Annotated in this window: 15 protein-coding genes; 9 read left to right on the forward strand and 6 right to left on the reverse strand. The window is 59.2% G+C overall.

All coding sequences use genetic code 11. The features are described 5' to 3' along the window. Positions 1–5 precede the first annotated feature (5 nt). From PMI01S_RS20880 to flgA, 3 genes are all read right to left on the reverse strand, one after another. Positions 6–473 carry a flagella synthesis protein FlgN gene (locus tag PMI01S_RS20880; RefSeq protein WP_084321960.1) on the reverse strand — a complete coding sequence of 156 codons (468 nt, stop codon included), beginning with the start codon at positions 471–473 and terminating at the stop codon, positions 6–8. Positions 474–520: 47 nt separating this feature from the next. Beyond that, on the reverse strand, positions 521–847 hold the full coding sequence (flgM, locus tag PMI01S_RS20885) for a flagellar biosynthesis anti-sigma factor FlgM (protein ID WP_084321961.1): 327 nt from the start codon (positions 845–847) through the stop codon (positions 521–523). Between the two features lie 163 nt (positions 848–1,010). Continuing rightward, positions 1,011–1,772 carry a flagellar basal body P-ring formation chaperone FlgA gene (gene flgA, locus PMI01S_RS20890; RefSeq protein WP_084321962.1) on the reverse strand — a complete coding sequence of 254 codons (762 nt, stop codon included), beginning with the start codon at positions 1,770–1,772 and terminating at the stop codon, positions 1,011–1,013. An 81-nt stretch (positions 1,773–1,853) separates the two neighbouring features. Here flgA and PMI01S_RS20895 point away from each other — a divergent pair, with 81 nt between their 5' ends. The 6 genes from PMI01S_RS20895 (at position 1,854) to flgE (ending at position 6,965) form a co-directional block, all read left to right on the forward strand. Then, positions 1,854–2,786 carry a chemotaxis protein CheV gene (locus PMI01S_RS20895; protein WP_008033048.1) on the forward strand — a complete coding sequence of 311 codons (933 nt, stop codon included), beginning with the start codon at positions 1,854–1,856 and terminating at the stop codon, positions 2,784–2,786. Positions 2,787–2,832: 46 nt separating this feature from the next. After that, positions 2,833–3,660 (forward strand): protein-glutamate O-methyltransferase CheR, encoded by an 828-nt coding sequence (cheR, locus tag PMI01S_RS20900; protein ID WP_084321963.1) that lies wholly within the window; start codon positions 2,833–2,835, stop codon positions 3,658–3,660. A 361-nt stretch (positions 3,661–4,021) separates the two neighbouring features. Beyond that, entirely contained in the window at positions 4,022–4,429 is a 408-nt protein-coding gene (gene flgB, locus PMI01S_RS20905; RefSeq protein ID WP_084321964.1) for a flagellar basal body rod protein FlgB, read from the forward strand. Between the two features lie 3 nt (positions 4,430–4,432). Next, positions 4,433–4,876 (forward strand): flagellar basal body rod protein FlgC, encoded by a 444-nt coding sequence (gene flgC, locus PMI01S_RS20910; protein WP_074879168.1) that lies wholly within the window; start codon positions 4,433–4,435, stop codon positions 4,874–4,876. Between the two features lie 15 nt (positions 4,877–4,891). Continuing rightward, the gene (flgD, locus tag PMI01S_RS20915; RefSeq protein ID WP_084321965.1) at positions 4,892–5,614 is read left to right on the forward strand and encodes a flagellar hook assembly protein FlgD; all 723 of its coding nucleotides are present in this window, start codon (positions 4,892–4,894) and stop codon (positions 5,612–5,614) included. Between the two features lie 31 nt (positions 5,615–5,645). Next, on the forward strand, positions 5,646–6,965 hold the full coding sequence (gene flgE / locus PMI01S_RS20920; protein ID WP_084321966.1) for a flagellar hook protein FlgE: 1,320 nt from the start codon (positions 5,646–5,648) through the stop codon (positions 6,963–6,965). A 305-nt stretch (positions 6,966–7,270) separates the two neighbouring features. Here the strand turns inward: flgE and PMI01S_RS20925 are convergent, their stop codons facing one another. Continuing rightward, positions 7,271–10,165 carry a ribonucleoside-diphosphate reductase subunit alpha gene (locus tag PMI01S_RS20925; RefSeq protein WP_017340196.1) on the reverse strand — a complete coding sequence of 965 codons (2,895 nt, stop codon included), beginning with the start codon at positions 10,163–10,165 and terminating at the stop codon, positions 7,271–7,273. Positions 10,166–10,903: 738 nt separating this feature from the next. Here PMI01S_RS20925 and PMI01S_RS20930 point away from each other — a divergent pair. Further along, the gene (locus PMI01S_RS20930; RefSeq protein WP_084321967.1) at positions 10,904–11,626 is read left to right on the forward strand and encodes a response regulator; all 723 of its coding nucleotides are present in this window, start codon (positions 10,904–10,906) and stop codon (positions 11,624–11,626) included. Beyond that, complete coding sequence (locus tag PMI01S_RS20935; protein ID WP_084321968.1) at positions 11,623–13,233, forward strand: ATP-binding protein; 1,611 nt, start codon at positions 11,623–11,625, stop codon at positions 13,231–13,233. The genes PMI01S_RS20930 and PMI01S_RS20935 overlap by 4 nt, the downstream gene beginning before the upstream one ends. Positions 13,234–13,346: 113 nt before the next feature. Here PMI01S_RS20935 and PMI01S_RS20940 read toward each other — a convergent pair whose 3' ends face one another. Beyond that, complete coding sequence (locus PMI01S_RS20940) at positions 13,347–14,072, reverse strand: 4'-phosphopantetheinyl transferase family protein (RefSeq protein WP_208603349.1); 726 nt, start codon at positions 14,070–14,072, stop codon at positions 13,347–13,349. 178 nt (positions 14,073–14,250) lie between these two features. Beyond that, positions 14,251–15,042, reverse strand: coding sequence for a dienelactone hydrolase family protein (locus PMI01S_RS20945; RefSeq protein ID WP_084321970.1), 792 nt, complete (start codon positions 15,040–15,042; stop codon positions 14,251–14,253). 146 nt (positions 15,043–15,188) lie between these two features. Between PMI01S_RS20945 and PMI01S_RS20950 the strand changes: the two genes are divergently transcribed. Beyond that, positions 15,189–15,791 carry a hypothetical protein gene (locus PMI01S_RS20950; RefSeq protein WP_084321971.1) on the forward strand — a complete coding sequence of 201 codons (603 nt, stop codon included), beginning with the start codon at positions 15,189–15,191 and terminating at the stop codon, positions 15,789–15,791. Positions 15,792–15,850 lie beyond the last annotated feature (59 nt).

Genomic DNA, 15,850 nt, shown 5'->3' on the forward strand with positions numbered 1-15,850 from the left:
AAGGCTCAAGCCTGACTGAGCGGGCGTGGCTTCGCAAGCTTGGCGGTTGATCCGCGAGCATCATAAAGGGCAGGCGGTTCGCCGCCGGTGAGGATTTTCAGCTGGTTGGCCGTGGTGGCTTGCTGGACCAGGATCGACTGGCCATTATTGGCGTTCGCTGCCTGGCATTGAGCCAGAAGGTCGGTCAGCACATCGCTCTGCGCCAGCAACTCTTCGCCGATGCTCGAATGGCTGGCCAGTTGCTCCAGGCCGCTGCGATTGACCGGCAGATTGAGGCTGGCGAGGATTTCACTGCGCTTGCGGCCATGCTGTTCGAGCAGAATGATCAATGCCTGCTTCTGCGCCAGAATGTCTTCGAGCAGTGGCATGTCACGACCGTGCAAGGCGAGGGACTCGGCTTGCAGTAACTCCAGCAATCGTTGCGCTGGAGCAAAGTCGTCGGTGATCAGTTGCAGTAAGTTAGTGTCGTGCATGGCTGGCCTTGGGTTTTAAGCGTCCAAAAGCCTGGCGCGGCCGTAGCCTAGCGCTGGGCTTCGAAGTTGAGCAGTTTGCTGGCTACACGGTTGCTGTCGACTTTGTAGCTGCCATCGGCAATCGCTGCTTTCAACTCGGCCACACGGGCTTTGTCGACGGCAGGCTGATCGCGCAGCTTGTCAGTGACCTGTTGCAACTGTTGAGCCTCATTGCTGAGGTGTACCGATTCCCCGCTTTTGACGGTGCTGGCCTGTTCGGCCGGGGTATTCAGCGGCGCGGATTTGCCGGCTTCGGCCGTTTCCTTGGCAACGCTGGTACGTGTACTGCCCGTAAGTGGCGAGGAGCTGTTCAAACGGCTGAAATCGATGACCATGGTAAAAAACCTCTGAGTATTTGGACGCTTGCCATGTTTTCGGCTCTCCCTGTGAAAACTTTAGACCCATTTATCAATGAGCCTGCATGCGCCAGCACTTCTCTGCATGCGGCACAGTTTAGGGAACAGCCTCGGGCAACGCCACTTCTTCAGGAAAGGGTGCCTACATAGACACTTCCACCTGGCCCGGCGCGGTGACTTGCGCCTTGATGACCCGCTTGGAGTTGAGGTTTTTCACGCGAATCTGTTCGCTCATGCCGCCATTGGACAGGGCTTCGCCGGGCATTCGCACGCTGAGCGTACCACTGCGGGCGGTAATCACCACCTGGTCGCCTTTACGAATGACTTCCGCCTGCTCGAGGTGAACGAGGGTAATCACCTGGTCGGCGACCATTGGTCGGGTAAGTCGCTGGCCGATCGCCTGGTCGAGGGTCGTCAGGTAGCCCTGGTTGATCAGGCTGATATCGCGTTCGCGCAGGAGCACGTCAGCAGGTTCGACAATGTCGGCGCGGCGCAGCGGGCGGGTGGTGGTCACGACGTCGCGAAACAGGCGGACTTGAGCGGGTACGAACACCGTCCAGGGGGAGGTTCCCTCACAGCGAACCTTGACCGTAACGCGGCCCAGCGGCTTGGCCGGGCTCTCGAGGCTGGCTGTCAATTCCTTGTCGCACATGGGCATGCGCAGCCGCGGATCGAGCTGGTTGACCTGGATTTCGTAGCTACCTTCCATTTGACTGGTCGCCAGATAGTCTTCTACGGTGAATTCAAGAAAGCCCTGGGTGACGCCGATAAGCATGTCAGGCAAGGTAACCGCGTCAGCAAGGGCAGGGCTGCCAGCGTTGAGCAGGCAAACGGCCGACATTGCACAGAGCAATCTGCGGAAAGGTGATGTCAGGCGTCGGAAAAATGTCGGTTCTGTGTTCATAAGAGTTAAAAAGCAAGCGCCGTGCCGTTTAGTGATGAATGTGCGTCGCAACACACTTAGCGTTGGTGTAGGAGTCTGGGCATGGCTGGTGTAATGGATTCGGTAAACCAGCGCACGCAACTGGTAGGGCAGAATCGCCTGGAGCTGTTGTTGTTCCGTCTTGACGGCCAGCAACTGTACGGGATCAACGTGTTCAAGGTTCGTGAGGTGCTGCAATGCCCCAAGCTGACCCTGATGCCCAAGTCCAGTCCTGTCGTGTGCGGTGTGGCAAATATCCGGGGGGCGACCATTCCGATCCTTGATCTGGCAATGGCGACCGGTTCCGGAGCGTTGAAAGATCAAAGCAATCCCTTCGTGATCATCACGGAGTACAACACCAAGACGCAGGGTTTCCTGGTGCGCTCGGTGGAACGCATCGTCAACATGAACTGGGAGGAGATTCATCCGCCTCCCAAGGGCACCGGACGCGATCATTACCTGACGGCTGTGACTCGGGTCGACAATCAGTTAGTCGAAATCATCGACGTCGAGAAGATCCTGGCGGAAGTGGCCCCGACGCCGGAAGCGATTTCCGTCGGTGTGGTCGATGTCGAGACCCAGCACAAGGCGCTGTCGCTGCGGGTGCTGACGGTCGATGACTCGTCGGTGGCACGCAAGCAGGTCACGCGTTGCCTGCAGACGGTCGGTGTTGAAGTGGTGGCGTTGAACGACGGACGGCAAGCGCTCGATTACCTGCGCAAGCTGGCCGACGAGGGCAAGAAGCCAGAGGAAGAGTTCCTGATGATGATTTCCGACATCGAGATGCCGGAAATGGACGGGTACACCTTGACGGCCGAAATCCGCAACGACCCTCGCATGCAAAAGCTTCATATCATCCTGCATACTTCGTTGTCGGGTGTGTTCAATCAGGCGATGGTCAAGAAAGTCGGTGCCGATGACTTCCTGGCCAAATTCCGTCCTGATGACCTGGCATCCCGGGTAGTCGACCGGATCAAAGCAGCAGACATCAGCTAGGGGCCTTCTGCCCCTGGCGGTTAACACGATTTAAGAGGCGGCATCTTTGTCTACGGGTAATTTGGATTTCGAACAGTTCCGGGTCTTCCTGGAAAAAGCCTGTGGCATTTTGCTCGGTGAAAACAAGCAGTACCTGGTCTCGAGCCGTCTCAACAAACTGATGGAGCAGCAAGGCATCAAGTCCCTGGGTGAGCTGGTCCAGCGCATCCAGACTCAGCCGCGCAGCGGTTTGCGCGAGTTGGTGGTCGATGCCATGACGACCAACGAAACCCTGTGGTTTCGTGACACCTATCCGTTTGAAGTCTTGAAGAACAAGGTACTGCCCGAAGCAATCAAGGCAGCTCCGGGCCAGCGTCTGCGGATCTGGTCGGCGGCGTGCTCGTCGGGGCAGGAACCGTATTCGCTGTCGATGTCCATCGACGAGTTCGAACGGGTCAACATGGGCCAGTTGAAGATGGGCGTGCAGATCGTCGCCACTGATTTGTCCAGCACCATGCTGACCAACTGCAAGAACGGCGAATATGACAGCCTGGCCATCGGCCGCGGTCTGTCGCCCGAGCGCCTGCAGCGTTACTTCGACCCGAAAGGGCCGGGACGCTGGGCGATCAAGGCGCCGATCAAGAGCCGGGTGGAATTTCGCTCGTTCAACCTGCTGGACAGCTACGCGAGCCTCGGCAAGTTCGACATCGTGTTCTGCCGCAATGTCCTGATCTACTTCTCCGCCGAGGTGAAGAAGGACATTCTGTTGCGTATTCACAGCACGCTGAAGCCGGGCGGTTATCTGTTCCTCGGCGCGTCCGAAGCGCTGAACGGCTTGCCGGATCATTACCAGATGGTTCAGTGCAGCCCGGGGATTATTTACCAGGCGAAGTGATGGGTTGGCGGTGTCATAAAACGGGAGTCCTCAGGGGCTCCCGTTTTTTTATGCCTGCCGACTTCCCAAAGACACCACAAACCCAATGTGGGGGCGGGCTTGCTCGCGAAGGCGTCGTGTCAGTCGACATCGGCGTTGGCTGATACACCGCTTTCGCGAGCAAGCCCGCTCCCACAGGAGAAAGTCGTTGCCCATGGCAAAGCGGCAGAAAAGCGGCAGACGGCGGAAACCCGTTGCCGCTTTTCTGGCATTGCCGCCTTGTCCCTGCCCGCAAAGCCCCGGTTTATGGGGTTTTCTGAATTGGCACGCCGCTTGCTATGTTCATCGTACGAAAAATCAGGTCACCCGAAGGTTTCCCGACATGAGCATCAGCTTCGATAAAGCGCTCGGTATCCACGAACAAGCCCTGGGCTTCCGCGCTCAGCGTGCCGAAGTCCTGGCCAACAACATCACCAACGCCGACACCCCGAACTACAAGGCTCGGGATCTGGACTTCTCGAAAGTGCTCGCCGAGCAGAGCGAGAAAACCAGGAACGGCACCTTTGCCTTGAACATGACCAACAACCGGCATATCGAAGCCGAAGGTCTGGGCAACGGCGACGAGTCGCTGATGTATCGCACGCCGATGCAACCGTCGATCGACCAGAACACCGTGGACGCTCAGCTTGAACAATCAGCGTACGCAGAAAACGCGGTCAACTTCCAGGCCAGCTTCACCCTGCTCAACAGCAAATTCAAAGGGCTGATATCCGCCCTGCGAGGAGAGTAAGTCATGTCTCTAGCCAGTGTTTTCAATATCGCCGGTAGCGGCATGAGTGCCCAGACCACTCGCCTGAACACCGTCGCCAGTAACATCGCCAACGCCGAAACCGTCTCGTCGAGCATCGACCAGACCTACCGCGCCCGTCACCCGGTGTTCGCCACCATGTTCCAGGGTGGCCAGAGCGGCGGCAGCGATTCGCTGTTCCAGAACCAGGACGCTGCAGGCCAGGGTGTGCAAGTGCTGGGCGTGGTCGAAGACCAGAGCAACCTGGACGCCCGCTACGAACCGAACCATCCGGCGGCCGATGCCAAGGGCTATGTCTACTACCCGAACGTGAACGTGGTGGAAGAAATGGCCGACATGATTTCCGCGAGCCGTTCGTTCCAGACCAACGCCGAAATGATGAACACCGCCAAAACCATGATGCAGAAGGTCCTGACCCTCGGTCAGTGATAAGGGGCGACTCAGATGAGTGTTACCGATACCACCAGCGGCCTTAGCCTAAAAGACATCCTGGCCAACTCTTCGATCAAGACCAACACCAGTGCCGACGGCCTGGCGTCCGCGACGAACAGCGCCACCGGCAAGAAGGCCCTGGGCAAGGACGCGTTCCTGCAACTGCTGGTGACTCAGCTGAAGAACCAGAACCCGCTGGAGCCGCAGGACAACGGCGAGTTCGTTGCCCAGTTGGCGCAGTTCAGCAGCCTGGAAGGCATCACCACGCTCAACACCACCGTGAGCGGGCTGGCCAGCAACTACAACTCGTCCCAGGCCCTGCAGGCTTCGTCGCTGGTCGGGCGTTCGGTCATTGCCCCGGCCGACAAGGCTGTGGTCGATACCTCCAAGAGTTTCACCGGCACCATTGCCGTGCCGGCGTCTGTGGACCCGGTCAAGGTCAAGATCACCGATGCCGATGGCAAGGTCATCCGCACCATCGACCTGGGCAGCCAGAAAGCCGGTACTTCCAGTTTCATCTGGGACGGCAAGAACGATGCGGGCGAAGTGGCCAAGGCGGGTACCTATAACTTCGGCGCTACTGCGACCTACGACGGCAAGGCGACCTCGCTGGTGACGTACCTGCCGGCAACCGTCAACAGCGTGACCATCAGCCAGACCGGCGGTGAGTTGATGCTCAATCTCGCCGGGCTGGGCAGCATTGCCCTGTCCAAAGTACAAACCATTGGTATGTAGAGCCGACTAACCCGGCACAAAGGAGTGGAATATGTCTTTCAATATCGGCCTTAGCGGTCTCTATGCAGCCAACAAACAACTGGACGTAACCGGCAACAACATCGCCAACGTCGCGACCACCGGTTTCAAATCGTCCCGTGCGGAATTCTCGGACGTTTACTCGGCCACCAAGCTGGGTTCCGGCAGCAAAACCATTGGTAACGGCGTGCGCCTGGCCAACGTTTCCCAGCAGTTCACCCAGGGCGACGTCAACAACACCGGCAACGTGCTGGACATGGGCATCAACGGTTCCGGCTTCTTCGTACTGAGCGACAACGGCTCGCTGTCCTACACCCGTGCCGGTACGTTCAAGGTCGACAAGGACGGTTACGTCACCAACACCGACGGCACTGCGCGTCTGCAAGGTTACGGCGTGGACGCCAACGGCAAGATCATCAACGGCGTGCTGACCGACCTGCGTATCGATACTTCGAACCTGGCGCCAAAAAACACCTCCACGGTGTCGTCGACGATCAATCTGAACTCCACCGCACCGGTTATCGATCAGGTTGCGACCCCGTTCGACCCGACGAAAGAAGCATCCTTCACCAAGCAGTTCAGTACCAAAATTTATGACACTCAAGGTAACGAGCACATCATGGATCAGTTCATGGTGAAGACTGGCTCGAACACCTGGAAAACCTACACCCTGGTTGATGGTCGCAACCCGAATGGCACCGACCCTAGTCCTACTGCGGTTCCGTTGAACGCGCCGGTCGCTTCGACCATGGTGTTCGATACCTCGGGCAATCTGGTTTCGGTCACCACGCCGGCCGTTCCGGTGCCGATCGTCAGTCCTGACCTGAAGCTCACTGGCTGGGTTCCCGGTACCGTGACCAATGGCGTGTGGACAGCGAACGGCGCTACTTCCGGCGTCGTTACGATCTCCATGGCCAAAACATCGCAGTACAACGCCGACACCGCACGTTCGATTCCTTCGCAGAACGGCTACGCCACCGGCCAGATCACCAACCTGACCATCGATGGCAGCGGTGTGATGCTGGCCAACTTCAGCAACAGCCAGACCAAGGCCATCGGCCAGATCTCGCTCGCCAGCTTCACCAACGAACAAGGTCTGCAGCCAGTAGGCGGCACCAGCTGGAAAGAAACCTACGCGTCGGGTATCCCGGGCTACGATGCACCGAACACCGGTACCTTGGGCGAGATCCATTCCAACTCCCTGGAAGAGTCCAACGTCAACCTGACCAGCGAACTGGTCGACCTGATCAAGGCGCAGAGCAACTACCAGGCGAACGCCAAGACCATTTCGACTCAAAGCACCATCATGCAGACCATCATTCAGATGACTTGATGTTGGTTGGCTGATTGCTGCACAAAGAACCCCTCGCAAGAGGGGTTTTTTTATGGGCGGGATTTTTATCGGGAGCTGAGGTTTTTGGTTGTCTGTGATGGCCCCTTCGCGGGCAAGCCCGCTCCCACAGGATTCGTGTTGTTCACAAAACTACTGAACGACACAAAACCCTGTGGGAGCGGGCTTGCCCGCGAAGGCGTCAGCACAGTCGCCACTTTCCTTCAGGCAAAAGAAAACCCCCGATCAATCCAGAGGACCGATCGGGGGTTGTCGAGTAAGCGCCTCGCGGCGCCTACCGGCTCAGCTTATTGGCAAGCTTCGCAATCCGGCTCGTCGATGGCGCAAGCCTTCGGCACTGGAGCAGGACCGGCAGGAGCAGCCAGGACCGAATCTTCACCGTGGTTGCCGCCGCTGGAAACTGCGTTCAGCTTGCCGGTGTTGATGGTCGACTTCTCGGTGCTGGTCGCGGCCAGGGCACGGAGGTAGTAAGTGGTTTTCAGGCCACGGTACCAGGCCATGCGGTAGGTCACGTCCAGCTTCTTGCCCGAAGCGCCAGCGATGTACAGGTTCAGCGACTGAGCCTGGTCGATCCACTTCTGACGGCGGCTTGCCGCGTCGACGATCCACTTGGTGTCCACTTCGAAGGCAGTCGCGTAGAGCTCTTTGAGTTCTTGCGGGATGCGCTCGATCTGTTGCACCGAACCGTCGTAGTACTTCAGGTCGTTGATCATGACGGCGTCCCACAGACCGCGAGCCTTCAGGTCGCGAACCAGGTACGGGTTGATCACGGTGAATTCGCCCGACAGGTTCGATTTCACGTAGAGGTTCTGGTAGGTCGGTTCGATCGACTGCGAGACGCCAGTGATGTTGGCGATGGTCGCGGTCGGTGCGATGGCCATGATGTTGGAGTTACGAATGCCTTTCTGTACACGGGCGCGAACCGGTGCCCAGTCCAGGGATTCGTTCAGGTCAACGTCGATGTACTTCTGGCCACGTTGCTCGATCAGGATCTGTTGCGAATCCAGCGGCAGGATGCCTTTGGACCACAGCGAACCCTGGAACGTCTCGTAAGCGCCGCGCTCGTCGGCCAGGTCGCAGGACGCCTGGATGGCGTAGTAGCTGACGGCCTCCATCGACTTGTCGGCAAACTCGACGGCCGCATCGGAACCGTAAGGAATGTGCTGCAGGTACAAAGCGTCCTGGAAGCCCATGATGCCCAGACCGACCGGACGGTGCTTGAAGTTGGAGTTCTTCGCTTGTGGCACCGAGTAGTAGTTGATGTCGATTACGTTATCGAGCATGCGAACGGCGGTGTTCACGGTGCGTTCCAGCTTGGCGGTGTCCAGCTTGCCGTTGACGATGTGGTTCGGCAGGTTGATCGAACCCAGGTTGCAAACGGCGATCTCGTCCTTGTTGGTGTTCAAGGTGATCTCGGTGCACAGGTTCGAGCTGTGGACCACGCCGACGTGCTGCTGCGGGCTACGCAGGTTGCACGGGTCTTTGAAGGTCAGCCATGGGTGGCCGGTTTCAAACAGCATGGACAGCATTTTGCGCCACAGGTCTTTGGCCTGGATGGTCTTGAACAGCTTGACCTTGCCCGGGTACTCGGTCAGGGCTTCGTAGTACTCGTAACGCTCTTCGAAGGCCTTGCCGGTCAGGTCGTGCAGGTCCGGTACTTCGGACGGCGAGAACAGGGTCCACTTGCCGTCATCGAAGACACGCTTCATGAACAGGTCAGGGATCCAGTTGGCGGTGTTCATGTCGTGGGTACGACGACGATCATCACCGGTGTTCTTGCGCAGTTCGATGAACTCTTCGATGTCCATGTGCCAGGTTTCCAGGTAGGCACAGACAGCGCCTTTGCGCTTGCCACCCTGGTTAACGGCGACGGCGGTGTCGTTCACTACTTTCAGGAACGGAACCACGCCCTGGGATTTGCCGTTGGTGCCCTTGATGTACGAACCCAGCGCACGAACCGGTGTCCAGTCGTTGCCCAGGCCGCCAGCGAATTTCGACAACATGGCGTTGTCGTGGATCGCGTGGTAGATGCCCGACAGGTCATCCGGAACGGTGGTCAGGTAGCAGCTCGACAGCTGTGGACGCAGGGTGCCGGCGTTGAACAGGGTCGGAGTCGAGGACATGTAGTCGAAGGACGACAACAGGTTGTAGAACTCGATCGCACGGTCTTCTTTCTGCTTCTCTTCGATCGCCAGGCCCATGGCCACGCGCATGAAGAAGATTTGCGGCAGTTCGAAGCGGATACCGTCCTTGTGGATGAAGTAACGGTCGTACAGGGTTTGCAGGCCCAGGTAAGTGAACTGCTGATCGCGCTCGTGGTTGATCGCCTTGCCGAGTTTTTCCAGGTCGAAGGTGGCCAGGACCGGGTTCAGCAATTCGAATTCGATACCCTTGGCGATGTACGCAGGCAGCGCCTTGGCGTACAGGTCGACCATTTCGTGGTGGGTCGCGCTGTCGGCGACGCCAAGGAAGCCCAGGCCTTCGGCACGCAGGGTGTCCATCAGCAGGCGAGCAGTCACGAACGAGTAGTTCGGCTCACGCTCGACCAGCGTACGGGCGGTCATCACCAGGGCAGTGTTGACGTCGGTCAGGGCCACGCCGTCGTACAGGTTTTTCAGGGTTTCGCGCTGGATCAGGTCGCCGTCGACTTCTTCCAGGCCTTCGCACGCTTCAGTGACGATGGTGTTCAGGCGACCCATGTCCAGCGGTGCAAAAGTGCCATCGGCGCGGGTAATACGGATCGAGGGGTGAGCGTTGACCGTTTCTTCTGCCGGAGCGTGGGCAGCGCGTTGTTTCGAACGACCGTCGCGGTAGATCACGTAGTCGCGAGCCACTTTCTGCTCGCCGGCACGCATCAGGGCCAGTTCGACCTGGTCCTGGATTTCTTCGATGTGGATGGTGCCGCCCGACGGCATGCGACGCTTGAAGGTCGCGGTGACCTGTTCGGTCAGGCGGGCAACGGTGTCATGGATTCGCGACGAAGCGGCAGCGGTGCCACCCTCAACTGCGAGAAACGCTTTGGTGATCGCGACGGTGATTTTGTCATCGGTATAAGGAACGACAGTGCCGTTACGCTTGATCACGCGCAGCTGGCCAGGCGCGGTGGCGGACAGATCCGAAGTCGAATCAGCGGCCTGCGGCAAGGTGCCTTGCGGGTTCTCGCGAGTTGTGTCGGTTTGCATGGGGGGTTGTCTCCACATTCTCTATGTTTGTTTGGGCACCATCATGGTGCCCACCGTTCTGTCCTGAAGCACTACAACCGGCGGGGCCGGGCATACCAACTTCGGGACAGATCAGGAAGGGGGCTATTGGGGCGCCGCTTCCATGCCGAAGTCTTTGGTCCCAAGCCTTGAGCCTGAAACCGGAATCCTTTTGGGTGACAGTAATTGACTGCAACACCCGTACCGTTAACGCCGTTTTCGGCTCAAAAACAGTAGCCATCCGCACGCGCGGTTTGGTCTTTCGAAAATACGTTTGGTTCAACCGGACAGAGGCAATAAAAGCGCTTGAAATCGGTGTCCGATTTGTGTTTGGTTTTTGGCATAAAACCCTACATGTAGGGTTTTTTTGGCGCCGGGGTACAAGATAATGCGTTTTGGAGGGTGTTGCAACGTACTACCTGTGGATAAACCTGTGCGTAAATTGTGTGTGAAAGAGGGAACCGGCGTGTAGGCCGCGACCTAGCTGGAGCGGACCGTTATTCACTGATTTCCAGCGACTGAAAACAGTCATTCGGATTTTTAAGGGCGCGAACCCTATCACAAAAAAACGGTGTGTCCGAACGCATTTGCCGACTTGTGTTCTGCACGAGTGACGTTTATACAATCGGCCGGTACATACGCATTCTTATCCTCCCCAATCATTACAAAAAGACGGGCGGATCCTTCCTTTATAAGTGTTGTTGGCAAGCAGAGGTCACCGTGGAGCAAGAAGCCTGGCAGGTATTGATTGTGGAAGACGACCAGCGTCTGGCCGAACTGACCCGCGATTACCTGGAAGCCAACGGCCTGCGCGTGTCGATCGAGGGTAATGGCGCCCTGGCCGCAGCCCGCATCATCAAGGAGAAACCGGACCTGGTGATCCTCGACCTGATGCTGCCGGGCGAAGATGGCCTGAGCATTTGCCGCAAGGTCCGCGACAAGTTCGATGGCCCGATCCTGATGCTCACCGCCCGTACCGACGACACCGATCAGATTCTCGGTCTCGACCTGGGCGCCGACGACTACGTGTGCAAACCAGTGCGCCCGCGCTTGCTGCTGGCGCGCATCCAGGCGTTGCTGCGCCGCAGTGAAACACCTGAGCCGGTCCCGGAAAAACAACGGCGTCTGCAATTCGGCCCGCTGGTGGTCGATAACGCGCTGCGTGAAGCCTGGCTGCATGACAACGGCATCGAATTGACCAGCGCCGAGTTCGATCTGCTGTGGTTGCTGGTGGCCAACGCCGGACGCATCCTGTCTCGCGAAGAGATTTTCACCGCCCTGCGCGGCATCGGTTATGACGGCCAGGACCGTTCCATCGACGTGCGCATCTCGCGCATCCGGCCGAAGATCGGCGACGACCCGGACCATCCGCGTCTGATCAAGACCATTCGCAGCAAAGGTTATCTGTTCGTGCCTGAAGCCTGCGTAGATCCCTCGCTGTGAATTCGATCTTCCTGCGCATCTATGGAGGCATGTGCGCGGCGCTGATTCTGGTGGCCGTGCTCGGCGTGCTGGCCCTGCACATGCTCAACCAGGTGCGCAGCGAGCAGTACCGCGAGCGCCTGGCCCACGGCACGTTCTCGCTGATGGCCGACAACCTGCAACCCATGAACGAAACCCAGCGTCACCGCGCCTTGCTGGTGTGGGAGCGGCTGCTGGGTATTCCCCTGGCGCTGAAAACCTTCGCCCAGACTGACCTCGATATGACCCAGCGCACCCGCGTACTGCGCGGCCAGGCGCTGGTGGAACAGACCGGCCCCCATGCGGCGAAGGTGTATCGACTGGTCAGCGACCGGGAACAGTTGGTGCTCACCGGCGAGGTGCAGCAGATCAGCGAACAACTGGCCAGGGCGACGATTTATCTGCTTGCCGATGAGCTGGTACGGGTGCCGGTGGCCGAGCAGCCCAAGCGCCTGGCGCAGATAAAGGAAGAGAAGGGTTTCGGTTTCGATCTGCGGCTGGTCACGGTCGGTGAGGCCGACATGGATGAAGACCAGAGCCGCCGTGTGGCCGAAGGCGACACGGTGATGGCGCTGGGCAAGGAGGGCGATTCGATCCGGGTGTTTGCCGGCATGGTCGGCACGCCGTGGGTGCTGGAAATCGGTCCGCTGTACCAGATGAATCCTTACCCGCCAGAATGGCTGGTGCTGATCGCGGCACTCGGTTTGAGCCTGATCGGTTTGATCGTCTATTTGCTGGTGCGTCAATTGGAGCGTCGTTTGCGTGGCCTCGAAGCGGCCGCCACGCGCATCGCCAAAGGCAGCCTGGAAACCCGCGTGCCGGCACGTGGCGCAGACTCGGTCGGGCGCCTGGCGTCGGCGTTCAACGGCATGGCCGAGCACCTGCAACAGTTGCTGGCGGTTCAGCGGGAGCTGGTGCGCGCTGTGTCACACGAATTGCGCACGCCGGTGGCGCGCCTGCGGTTTGGCCTGGAGATGATCGGCTCGGCCACTACGCCTCAGGCCTTGGAGAAATATTGCGAAGGCATGGACCACGACATCGAGGATCTCGACCGGCTGGTGGACGAGATGCTGACTTACGCGCGGTTGGAACAGGGTTCGCCGGCGCTGAATTTCCAGCGAATCGATCTGGATGCGCTGGTCAATCAAGTGATCGAAGAGTTGGCGCCACTGCGCGCCGATGTCACGGTGCAGCGCGGGTTGTGCCTGTCGGCGGCCGATTGTGACGACGCCTGGGTCGAAGCCGAGCCTCGCTATTTGCACCGGGCGATTCAGAACCTGGTAAGCAATGCCATGCGCCATGCTCAGTCGCGGGTGACCGTGAGTTATCAGGTGGGGCAGCAGCGGTGTCGGGTCGATATAGAGGACGACGGGCCGGGCGTTCCCGAATCGGCGTGGGAGAAAATATTTACACCGTTCCTGCGACTGGATGACAGCAGGACCCGCGCGTCGGGCGGGCATGGGTTGGGTTTGTCGATCGTGCGGCGGATCATCCATTGGCATGACGGGCGGGCGTTGATCAGCAAGAGCAAGAGTCTGGGCGGGGCTTGCTTTAGCTTGAGTTGGCCGAGGAATCAGGAGAAGCGTTGAGTCTTGCGGTGAATGTTCCGCCGCCATCGCCAGCAAGCCGGCTCCTACAGATTCGCGCGGACCTGTAGGAGCCGGCTTGCTGGCGATGGCGCTCTGAAAAACGCCGAATACCTTCAGGCCTTGATACTGACCAGACTCAACAACTGCCCATCCATCATCCCGAACTGCGCATCCAGCTCTGTGCCATTTCGCCACTCACTGGACAGGTCGGTCAGCAACCGCAACCGCACCTCACCCCCCTCGCTCCACTCCAGCACTTCGGCATGTTCAAAATAAAACCGCTGCTGAACGATTGGGTAGAGCGCCTTGAACAAACTCTCTTTCACCGAAAACGTCAGCGTCACCAGCATCGCCAGTTGATCGAGAGGCCCGGCGGCCATGCGCTGCAATTCCGCTGGCGTAAGTATTTCCCCAGCCAGGCGTTCCGCCCGTTCGGGGGCGAGCAGGTTTTCCAGGTCCATGCCCAAGCCGCGCCAGTGGGTTTTCTGCGCGACAATCGCTGCCGCCCGGCCGGTGGTGTGGGTGATCGAGCCGCTGATGTGCGCAGGCCAGACCGGCGCCCGGTCTTCGCCGATGGCCGGGACCACATTCAGCCCTTGCAGCTGTTGCAGTGCGGCCCGCGCGCAAATCCGCCCGGCCAGGAATTCTGCCTGACGCTTGGCGACGGAGCGCTGAATAGTCGCGGGGGGCTCGATGGCGCTGCGCTGGAAATCATCGATGGCCAGTTGCGAGGTATCGAATTGCGTGCTCAGCAGCACCGTATCGGGCAGCACAAACGGCAGCGGCCAATGGGCATCGAGCGGGGTGCAGCAAACGGGCAGGGCGGGGAGGGCATTCATGTCGGGCATTTTGCCGGGTTGCCTTCGGGCTGGGTAGCCCTGACGTTAGACCGCGTTATCGTTCTTCGCGGGCAAGCCTTGCTCCTACAGGTTTTATGTCGATCACGAAATGGCTGAACGACACAAAACCTGTAGGAGCAAGGCTTGCCCGCGAAAGACTTCGCCGCGGTCTACCTGTTCAGCTAAAAATCTTCTTGAAGAAGGCCTGCATGTCCGCCCACGACTTTTCATCCGCTGCCTTGTTGTAACCGATATCCGGACCGCCATGATCGCCATGGCCCAGGCGATCCGCGTCCGGATTGCTGAACCCGTGCTTGGCGCCCTCAAGGCTGACGAACTGATAATCGGCCCCGGCCTTGTCCATCTCGGCCTTGAATGCCGCCACGTTTTCCGCCGTGACCATGCTGTCCAGCGCACCGTGCTCGACCAGGATTTTCGCCTTCACGCTGCCCGGCGTCGCAGGTGCTTTTGTCGCCAGCGCCCCGTGGAAACTCACGACGCCCGCCAGCGGTACGCCCTGGCGCGCCGCGTTCAGTACCACCGCGCCACCAAAGCAATAACCGATGGCCGCCACCTTGTCCGGGTCGGTTTGCGCCTGTTTCTTCAACAGATCGAGCCCCGCCTGGAAGCGGGCACTGGACGCAGCGCTGTCTTTCAACGCGGCCTGCATGAAGGCCATGGCGTCCTTGGGATGCTCGGTGTTCTTGCCGTCGCCGTACATGTCGATGGCCAGCGCGCTGTAACCCAGACCGGCCAGGTCACGGGCGCGACGCTTGGTGTAGTCGTTGAGCCCCCACCACTCATGCACCACCACCACGCCCGGGCGTGGGCCTTTGATCGCGTCGTCGTAGGCGTAGTAACCGATCAGCGTCGTACCGTCGGGGCTCTGATAAGGAATTTCCTGAGTCTTGATGGCAGCCTGACTGAGCCCACTCAAGGCCAGCAACAGCGAAGCGAGGAATACGCGCATGGTCGGATCTCCTGCAAAAAGTCGTTAAAACAGCCGGTGCGATTCGGTTCAGCTCAGGTTCAGAGTGCGTTCAGGGGGAGTTCAGGGGCAGGTGAGTAACCTTGCGCCATACCCGAAAAGCACATGGCTCATGAGGAAATTCCCCAATGACTACCTTCAAGAAACTGCTTCTGGCTTTCACCGTCATGGGTGCAAGCGTAGCCGCCCACGCGGCGGACGATAACTTTGCCAGCCTTACTTTTGGACAGACCAGCGACAAGGTCAAAAAGTCCAACGCCCTGAACACCAACCTCAACAACCCGAACGCCGACGGCGTGATCGACAAGGACAACACCTGGGGATTGCGTCTGGGCCAGCAAAACAGCCAGGGCCGCTACTACGCGACTTACGACAACGTGTCGGGCTCGCACAATGGCATTAAACTGCGCCAGGAAAACCTGCTGGGCAGCTACGATCTGTTCTATCCGGTGGGAGGCAGCACTAAACTGTTTGGCGGCGCCACGGCCGGTCTGACCAAACTGACCCAGGACTCCCCAGGTTTCAGCCGCGACAGCGACATTGGTTACGCCGTCGGCGGCCAGTTGGGTGTGTTGCAGCAGGTTTCGCAAAACACCTCGGTTGAACTGGGTTACCGTTACCTGCGCAGCAATGCCAGCACCGAGATGAGCGAGCGCGGCGGCAGCAAACAGGGTTCGCTGGACCTGACCAGCAGCGCCCAGACATACCTGTCCGCCAACTACGCTTTCTAAACAGGTCGCGGGCATGTGCGAAAAACCTGTGGGAGCGGCGGTGCGGCGATCCCACAGGT

Origin of the sequence: Pseudomonas migulae NBRC 103157 (assembly GCF_002091715.1) — a bacterium.
GTDB lineage: Bacteria > Pseudomonadota > Gammaproteobacteria > Pseudomonadales > Pseudomonadaceae > Aquipseudomonas > Aquipseudomonas migulae_A.

Bases quoted from the DNA above. Each gene is read 5' to 3' on its own strand.
- PMI01S_RS20880 (WP_084321960.1), bottom strand. From the start codon at position 473: ATGCACGACACTAACTTACTGCAACTGATCACCGACGACTTTGCTCCA.
- flgM (WP_084321961.1), bottom strand. From the start codon at position 847: ATGGTCATCGATTTCAGCCGTTTGAACAGCTCCTCGCCACTTACGGGC.
- flgA (WP_084321962.1), bottom strand. From the start codon at position 1,772: ATGAACACAGAACCGACATTTTTCCGACGCCTGACATCACCTTTCCGC.
- PMI01S_RS20895 (WP_008033048.1), top strand. From the start codon at position 1,854: ATGGCTGGTGTAATGGATTCGGTAAACCAGCGCACGCAACTGGTAGGG.
- flgB (WP_084321964.1), top strand. From the start codon at position 4,022: ATGAGCATCAGCTTCGATAAAGCGCTCGGTATCCACGAACAAGCCCTG.
- flgC (WP_074879168.1), top strand. From the start codon at position 4,433: ATGTCTCTAGCCAGTGTTTTCAATATCGCCGGTAGCGGCATGAGTGCC.
- flgD (WP_084321965.1), top strand. From the start codon at position 4,892: ATGAGTGTTACCGATACCACCAGCGGCCTTAGCCTAAAAGACATCCTG.
- flgE (WP_084321966.1), top strand. From the start codon at position 5,646: ATGTCTTTCAATATCGGCCTTAGCGGTCTCTATGCAGCCAACAAACAA.
- PMI01S_RS20925 (WP_017340196.1), bottom strand. From the start codon at position 10,165: ATGCAAACCGACACAACTCGCGAGAACCCGCAAGGCACCTTGCCGCAG.
- PMI01S_RS20940 (WP_208603349.1), bottom strand. From the start codon at position 14,072: ATGAATGCCCTCCCCGCCCTGCCCGTTTGCTGCACCCCGCTCGATGCC.
- PMI01S_RS20945 (WP_084321970.1), bottom strand. From the start codon at position 15,042: ATGCGCGTATTCCTCGCTTCGCTGTTGCTGGCCTTGAGTGGGCTCAGT.
- PMI01S_RS20950 (WP_084321971.1), top strand. From the start codon at position 15,189: ATGACTACCTTCAAGAAACTGCTTCTGGCTTTCACCGTCATGGGTGCA.